At 71.4% G+C, this 7047-nt stretch carries 9 protein-coding genes; 4 read left to right on the top strand and 5 right to left on the bottom strand.

Going from position 1 to position 7047, the window contains the following annotated elements:
• The coding region (locus tag BKE38_RS16030; protein ID WP_131829616.1) for a hypothetical protein at nucleotides 1-679 on the bottom strand (679 nt) is incomplete at its 3' end.
• A gap of 241 nt (nucleotides 680-920) precedes the next feature.
• Here BKE38_RS16030 and BKE38_RS16025 point away from each other — a divergent pair.
• The 4 genes from BKE38_RS16025 to BKE38_RS16010 all read left to right on the top strand — a co-directional run bounded on the left by BKE38_RS16025 (nucleotide 921) and on the right by BKE38_RS16010 (nucleotide 4285).
• On the top strand, nucleotides 921-2120 hold the full coding sequence (locus BKE38_RS16025; protein WP_076958300.1) for a pyridoxal phosphate-dependent aminotransferase: 1200 nt from the start codon (nucleotides 921-923) through the stop codon (nucleotides 2118-2120).
• Nucleotides 2117-3139, top strand: coding sequence for a GNAT family N-acetyltransferase (locus BKE38_RS16020; protein WP_242662380.1), 1023 nt, complete (start codon nucleotides 2117-2119; stop codon nucleotides 3137-3139). Before BKE38_RS16025 ends, BKE38_RS16020 begins: the two co-directional genes overlap by 4 nt.
• A gap of 23 nt (nucleotides 3140-3162) precedes the next feature.
• The gene (locus BKE38_RS16015; protein WP_242662378.1) at nucleotides 3163-3636 is read left to right on the top strand and encodes a DinB family protein; all 474 of its coding nucleotides are present in this window, start codon (nucleotides 3163-3165) and stop codon (nucleotides 3634-3636) included.
• 61 nt (nucleotides 3637-3697) lie between these two features.
• Nucleotides 3698-4285: a type 1 glutamine amidotransferase domain-containing protein gene (locus BKE38_RS16010; RefSeq protein ID WP_076958298.1), complete on the top strand. Its 588-nt coding sequence runs from the start codon at nucleotides 3698-3700 to the stop codon at nucleotides 4283-4285.
• Nucleotides 4286-4337: 52 nt separating this feature from the next.
• On the opposite strand, the gene BKE38_RS16005 is transcribed toward BKE38_RS16010, so the two are convergent.
• The 4 genes from BKE38_RS16005 to BKE38_RS15990 form a co-directional block, all read right to left on the bottom strand.
• Complete coding sequence (locus tag BKE38_RS16005) at nucleotides 4338-5222, bottom strand: alpha/beta fold hydrolase (protein WP_076958297.1); 885 nt, start codon at nucleotides 5220-5222, stop codon at nucleotides 4338-4340.
• A gap of 29 nt (nucleotides 5223-5251) precedes the next feature.
• Nucleotides 5252-5587: a multidrug DMT transporter permease gene (locus tag BKE38_RS16000; protein WP_076958296.1), complete on the bottom strand. Its 336-nt coding sequence runs from the start codon at nucleotides 5585-5587 to the stop codon at nucleotides 5252-5254.
• Nucleotides 5588-5669: 82 nt separating this feature from the next.
• The gene (fhuF, locus tag BKE38_RS15995; protein ID WP_076958295.1) at nucleotides 5670-6440 is read right to left on the bottom strand and encodes a siderophore-iron reductase FhuF; all 771 of its coding nucleotides are present in this window, start codon (nucleotides 6438-6440) and stop codon (nucleotides 5670-5672) included.
• Nucleotides 6441-6637: 197 nt separating this feature from the next.
• Nucleotides 6638-7047, bottom strand: a 410-nt coding sequence (locus BKE38_RS15990; RefSeq protein ID WP_207553586.1) for a hypothetical protein, incomplete at its 5' end; no start/stop codon positions are given.

Raw genomic sequence — 7047 nt, 5'->3', positions numbered from 1 at the left:
GGATGATGTCGGCCAGGTCGCGGTCGCGCATCGCCTGCTCGGCCAGCGCCTTCATCAGGGTTTCGGACGTGGCCTCGCTGCAGGGCGGCGGCGTCGCCGAGCGCGGGCCGTTGCCGGCGGCGGCGACCTCGGCGCGCTCGGCCTCGGAAAGCCAGGCGGGCAGCGGCGCCACCGCCAGCCAGGCGCGGCGGTGGCAGAGCGTGGCATAGGCGATATGCTCCTCCGTCCGCACCCGCAGCCGCCTGGAGACGGACAGGAACTCGTCGCGCAGCGCGACCTCGTCGAGGATCGGGCGGCGGGCGCTGGCGGCCAGGCGGGCGCGCTCCTCCTGGCCCAGCCCGGCGGACGGATCCGGCGCCGGCGGCCCGGTCAGCGCCGCCCGGATCTGGCGCACTGAAAGAAGCTCGGCGGAGACGGCGGCCTGGAACAGGCAGAGCGGCAGGGCGAGCGCGGCCAGCACCAGGCGCGGCGCCCAGCGCGGCCGCTCGCGCAGGATGCCGACGGCCATGCCCAGTCCGACGAGCGCCATGACCAGCCCGCCCAGGTTGAAGCGGCTGCCACCGACCAGGGCGCCGTTGACGCGGACCTCGTTGGCGGCGCCGAGGAACAGCCAGAAGGGCAGCAGCGCCAGGGCGATCGCCATCAGGGGGCGGCGCAATCCGCGCCAGTTCTTGTCCATGGTCTGCCTCGCTGCCGGTTCGCGCGTCGCCTGATACCGCAGGGGAGATGCGGCCCACCATGACGATGGCTTGAGGCCATCGCCGCCGCGTCCGGGCCACCGCGCGGGAAAAGCCGCTTCCGCCGAGTTTCGTGGCCTTTGCAGGACGGTTCTGCGCTTTGCACCCCGCGCATGGCCTTGGCGCGGCGGTCAAGCCTCTCTAGGCTGCGCCACCGCCGAAGTTCCGGAGAAGCCCTGAGCCATGCCTGCCCTTGCTGGTCGCCTGAAGGATATCGCCGTTTCCGCTTCCGTCGTCATGGGCAGCCGCGCCCGTGAACTGGCGGCCGAGGGCAAGAAGGTCATCAGCCTCGCCGCCGGCGAGCCGGATTTCGCGACCCCTGCCCATGCCATCGAGGCGGCGCACAAGGCGGCGCTGGCCGGCGACACCAAGTATCCGCCGACCGACGGCACCAAGGCGCTGAAGCAGGCGATCCAGAAGAAGTTCAAGCGCGACAACAACCTCGACTACGCGCTGGACGAGATCCTGGTCGCCAATGGCGGCAAGCAGATCATCATGGACGCGCTGCTGGCCACCTGCGACGCCGGCGACGAGGTGCTGATCCCCGCCCCCTACTGGGTCAGCTACGCCGACATGGCGAAGCTGGCCACCGCCACGCCGACCTTCGTCAACTGCCCGCAGAACAACGGCTTCAAGCTGCGCCCCGAGGACCTGGAAGCGGCGATCACGCCGAAGACCAAGTGGCTGCTGCTGAACTTCCCGTCCAACCCGACCGGCGCCGCCTGCTCGCGCGCCGAGATGCGGGCGATCGCCGACGTCATGCTGAAGCATCCCGACGTCTGGATCCTGACCGACGACATGTACGAGCACCTGGTCTATGACGGCGGCTTCTGCACCATCGCCGAGATCGAGCCGGCGCTGAAGGACCGCGTGCTGACCGTCAACGGCGCGTCGAAGTCCTATGCCATGACCGGCTGGCGCGTCGGCTTCGCCGGCGGCCCGAAGCCGCTGATCAAGGCGATGGCCAATATGCAGGGCCAGCTGACCAGCGGCATCAGCACGATCAGCCAGGCGGCGACCGTCGCCGCGCTGGAAGGCCCGCAGGACCTGCTGGCCGAGCGCGCCGCGATCTATCGCGCCCGCCGCGACCTGGTGGTGGACATGCTGGCCGAGGCGCCGGGCCTGTCCTGCCACAAGCCGGAAGGCGCCTTCTACGTCTATCCGAACATCGCCGGCTGCATCGGCAAGACCAGCCCGGGCGGCCGCAAGATCGAGACCGACACCGACTTCGCCCTGGCCCTGCTGGAGGAGAAGCTGGTCGCCACCGTGCAGGGCACGGCCTATGGCATGAGCCCCTATATCCGCATCTCCTACGCGACGGACACCGAGAGCCTGCGCGAGGCCTGCACGCGGATCCAGGAGTTCTGCCGGGCGCTTTCGTGAACGGCCCGATCGGCAAGGCGCGGCCGGCGGCGGAGATCCGCGCCGGCCGGGACGAGGATGCGGCGGACTATATCCGCCTCATCGGCGACGCCTGGGGCGAGTATCCCAACTGCATCCTGGACGTCGATGGCGAGGTGCCGGAGCTGCGCGCGCTGGCCAGCCATTTCGAGGCCTCGGGCGGCGCGGTCTGGGTGGCGGAGCGGGCTGGCCGGGTGACCGGCATGGTCGCCACCCGGCCGCTCGGCTCCGACAATGCCTGGGAAATCTGCAAGATGTATGTCGAGCAGGCGGAGCGGGGCAGCGGCCTGGCGCATGTCCTGCTGGGCGGCGCCGAGAACTACGCCCAAGGACAGGGCGCGCAGCGCATCGTGCTGTGGACCGACACGCGCTTCGACGCGGCGCACCGCTTCTACGAGAAGCGCGGCTATGTGCGGGCCGGGTCGATCCGCATCCTGGACGACATCTCGCATTCGCTGGAATTCCGCTACGCGAAGCCCGCACATGGGCTGGTGATCGAGGCTCTCGACGCTGCCGCCGCCGCCAGCGCCGAGCGCAACCTGGCCGATATCCTGGCGGCCTGCGTGGCCGACGGCGCCAGCGTGGCCTATCAGGCGCCGCTCTCGCCGGAGACGGCGCGCGGCTTCTGGCGCAAGATCTCGGGCGATGTCGCCATGGGCAACCGGCTGCTGCTGGTGGCCTGGCTGGACGGGCGGATGGCGGGGACGGCGCAGCTGAACCTGGCCATGGCCGAGAACCAGCCGCACCGCGCCGTGGTCGAGATGCTGCTGGTGCATCCCGGCTACCGCCGCCGCGGCGTCGGCCGCGCGCTGATGCGGCGGGCGGAGCAGGCGGCGCGCGGCATCGGCCGGTCGCTGCTGACGCTCGACACCCGCGCCGGCGACGCGGCGGAGCGGCTGTATCGCAGCCTGGGCTGGGTCGAGGCCGGGCGCATCCCCGCCTTCGCCCGCAATGCCGACGGCACCTTCGGCGACCAGCTCTTCTTCTATCGCTCGCTGTGACGACGCCCGCCTTCTGCCGGATGATGGCGGCCTACAACAGCGAGATGAACCGGCGCTTCTATGCCGCGGCCGCCGGGCTTTCCGAGGCGCAGCGCAGGGAAGACCGCGGCGCCTTCTTCGGCTCGCTGCAGGGGACGCTGTGCCACCTGGCCTGGGCCGACACAATCTGGCTGCACCGCTTCACCGGCAGCCCGCCGCCGCCCGTCGGCATCGCGCAGAGCCCCTCGATGATCGAGGATTTCGCCGCGCTGCGCGCCGAGCGGGAGCGGCTGGACGCGGTGATCGAGAGCTGGGCGGCGGGGCTGACGCCCGAGGTGCTGGAAGGCGATCTCGCCTATTTCAGCGGCGCGATGGGGCGGGAGATCCGGCGGCCGATGGCGCTGCTGGCGGCGCATCTGTTCAACCACCAGACGCATCACCGCGGCCAGGCGCATGCGCTGCTGACCGGCTTCGGCGCGGCGACCGGCGACACCGATCTGCCGGCGATCTTCGGCTGAGGCCGGGAACCCGGGGCGGGCCAGAGCGGTTCCTTCCGCAGAGCAGCAGAAGGACATGCCAATGCCTGACATCAAGGAAGCGAAGATCCTGATCCTGGCGACCGACGGCTTCGAGGAGGTCGAGCTGACGGTGCCGCTGGAGAAGCTGCGCGCCCAGGGCGCGACAGTCGAGGTGGCGGCGCCGGAGAAGACGCGGGCGCCGGGCCAGATCACCGCCTGGGACGGGATGAAGGAGCCGGAGGATTGGGGCCGCAGCGTCCCGGTCGACCGCGCCCTGGCCGAGGTCAGGGCGGATGACTACGACGCCATCGTGCTGCCGGGGGGCGTGCTGAACCCGGACCATCTGCGCGTCGAGCCGCAGGTGATCGCGCTGGTGCAGGATTTCGCCGCCAAGGGCAAGGTGGTGGCCTCGATCTGCCACGGGCCCTGGATCCTGGTGGAGGCCGGGCTGGCCAAGGGCCGCAAGATGACGTCGTTCAGCTCGATCAAGACCGACGTGCAGAATGCCGGCGCCACCTGGCTGGACCAGGCGGTGGTGACCGACAAGGGCATCGTGACCAGCCGGTCGCCCGAGGATCTGGATGCCTTCGTGGCCAAGATCGTCGAGGAGGTGCGCGAGGGCAGCCACGGCGCCCGCCGCGCCGCCTGAGGAGCAGAAAGAAGAAGAAGGGCTCCAGGGGAATTCCTTCCCCTGGCCTTGCTCACTGTTGGAAGAAGCCCCGCGCCGCGTCGAGCACCTCGCCGGGCGCTTCCTCCGCCAGGTAGTGCCCCGAACTGACCGCATGCCCGGTCACCGGGCCCGAGGCGTAACGCTGCCAGAGCTCGACCGGCGCGTACCATGTGCCGATCTTGCCCTTCGCCCCCCAGAGCACCAGCAGCGGGCAGGCCACCTTCTCGCCCGCCGCGCGGCTGGCGCGGTCATGGTCGAGGTCGATGCTGGCGGCGGCGCGGTAGTCCTCGCAGATGCTGGCGACGGTGCCGGGCTGGCGCAGGGCGGCGAGGTAGTCGGCGCGGGCCTCGGGATGGAAGAAGCCGCGGTCCTTGGGCTCGCGGCTGGTGTGCAGGTCGAACCAGTCCTCCACGTCGCGCAGGATCATCCGCTCGGGCAGGTCGTGCGGCTGGGCCAGCCAGAACCAGTGGTAGTAGCCAAGCGCGAAGGCCATGTCGGCACGTTCGAAATGCTCGATCGTGGGGACGATGTCGAGCACCGCCAGGCGCTGCACCGCCTCCGGCGCGTCGAGGGCCAGGCGGTGCGCGACGCGGGCGCCGCGGTCATGCGCGAGCACCTGGAAGCGGTCATGGCCGAGGCCCTGCATCAGCTGCAGCAGCTGCCTGGCCATGTCCCGCTTCGAATGGGCGGCGTGGTCGGCGGAGGGCGGCGGAGACTGGGAGAAGCCGTAGCCGCGGATGTCGGGGCAGATGACGGTGAAGCGCTCGGCAAGCGCCGGCGCCACCTTGTGCCACATCGCATGGGTCTGCGGATTGCCGTGCAGCAGCAGCAAGGGCGGGCCCTTGCCGCCGCGCCGCAGGCGGACGGTCTCGCCCGCCACCTGCCGCTCCTCGAGGGTGAAGCCGGGGAAGAACATGACCGTCTGTCTCCTTCAGAGGATGGGCGTCAGAGCTCCAGGCCGAGCACGGTCCAGACGCCGAGCAGGATGCCGAGCAGCGACAGCAGCATCGACAGGCCTGGCCAGATCGCCTTGGGCCCGCGGGCGGCGAGCAGCACGTTGAAGGCCAGCGACAGGCCGAAGCCCAGCAGCACCGTCAGCAGCGGCCGCTGATAGGCGCCCCAGAGCAGCAGGCCGATCCAGAGGTAGAAGGCCAGTCGCGACAGCAGCCGCCAGGTGAGATCGGCCGCCTCGGAGGCGGGGCGCAGCTCGGGGACATTGGCGCGCGTGTTGATGAAGGCGCCCCCCGACAGCAGCATCAGAGCAGGAAGGAAGGTGTCCATGGCTCCGGCGGTAGCCTGCGGCCGGCGGCTTGCCAAGACCGAAAGCGCAACGTTCCTGCGGCGAAGGTCAAGTCGTACCCGGTCAGCTGTCGGTGCAGCAGGGCTCGTTCGGGCCGGCACAGCGGCCGCCGCGCAGCAGCAGCGGGCAATAGGGGCATTCCTGGCGGTCGGGCAGGCGGTAGAGCAGGCAGCAGGTCCTGCGCCAGCGCTGCGGGCCGGCAGGGCCGTCCAGCGTGTGCATCGGGTCGTGCAGCGGGTTGGCGCTGCCATCCGGCAGGTGGGTCGCCTCCACCACCGCGGTGCCGGCGAAGGCGGCCTCGGGGTCGATGCCGGGGGTCGCGGCGGCCTCGCGCACGATCCAGGCGAAGTAGCCGGCGGCATTGGCCCAGAGCACCTTCTGCGACAGCTTCCCCTCGGCCGACCAGTGGGCGATCAGCGGCGCCAGGTGGTCGCGCATCAGCGGCGCGAAGCGGTCGAAGGGGTCACGCGGCGCGGCGCAAGGGTCGCCGCCATGGGGCAGCGCGATGGCCTCGGGCAGGCCATCGGGCTTCAGCAGCACGGCGCCGTCGCCGGCGGCCAGCGGCAGGCGCCGATGGGCCAGCATCAGCGTCAGCACCACCGGCGGGATCAGGGTGTAGAAGTAGTAGCGGCTCCAGAGCGAGAGCATCGCGCGGCGATCGGGCGTCGCGCTGTCGCCGCCCAGGGGCTGCACCATGCCGCCGACCAAACGGTCCACGGCGCCTTGGGCCATCAGGTTGGCGAGCGGGATGGCGTCGCGGCCAGGCATGCCGAGCGGGACCAGGCCGGTGCCGCCGCGGGCAAGGTCACCGGTCAGGAAGGGGAAGGGGGTCATGCGGCGTCGCGCCCGGGGTCGCGCCCTTCGTTGCACCGTCGGGCGACGGTGGCGCAGGAGGCGGGCGCGGGAAGGTGCCGGCCAGGCGGGAGCGGGCAGTGCGTCACATCCGGGAGCTAACCGAATTGCGAATGCCTCGCAATGACAAAAAATGGCCTGGCTGGGGCTCGGGGCCGGGCTGCGGCCCCGTGGGGCGCCTAGAGGATGACCTTGCGCTTGGCGCGGCGCAGCAGCCAGCCCTCGATGCCAGGGGCGCGGTCGATGGCGTCCGACAGGGCCTTCAGCGCAGCCTCGGCGCGGCCGCGGGCGAGGGCGGCCTCGACGGCCTGGCCACGGGCGACCATGCGCTCCTCCTCGAGCGCCGCGAGGCGCCGGGCGAGGACGGCACCGCCGTCGCCCTCCTTCTTCAGCAGGTCCTGCAGCAAAGCACGGGCTTCGTCACGCTCGCGGCGCAGCCGGTCGAGCTCATCCGTCGTCCCGGCAGCCCGCGACGCCTCGAACGGACGCGGTGCGGAGCGCGGGCCGCGCGGCTTCGGCATGCTCCTGGAACGGCCACGACCCATACGAATGCTCTCCCCCGTGGTGGACACCCGGCGGGGGTAGCGGG

Source organism: Teichococcus deserti, assembly GCF_001982615.1.
Taxonomy (GTDB): domain Bacteria; phylum Pseudomonadota; class Alphaproteobacteria; order Acetobacterales; family Acetobacteraceae; genus Pseudoroseomonas; species Pseudoroseomonas deserti.
Note: the sequence above shows the minus strand (reverse complement) of the source record. Positions and strands in the feature narration are given on the sequence as shown.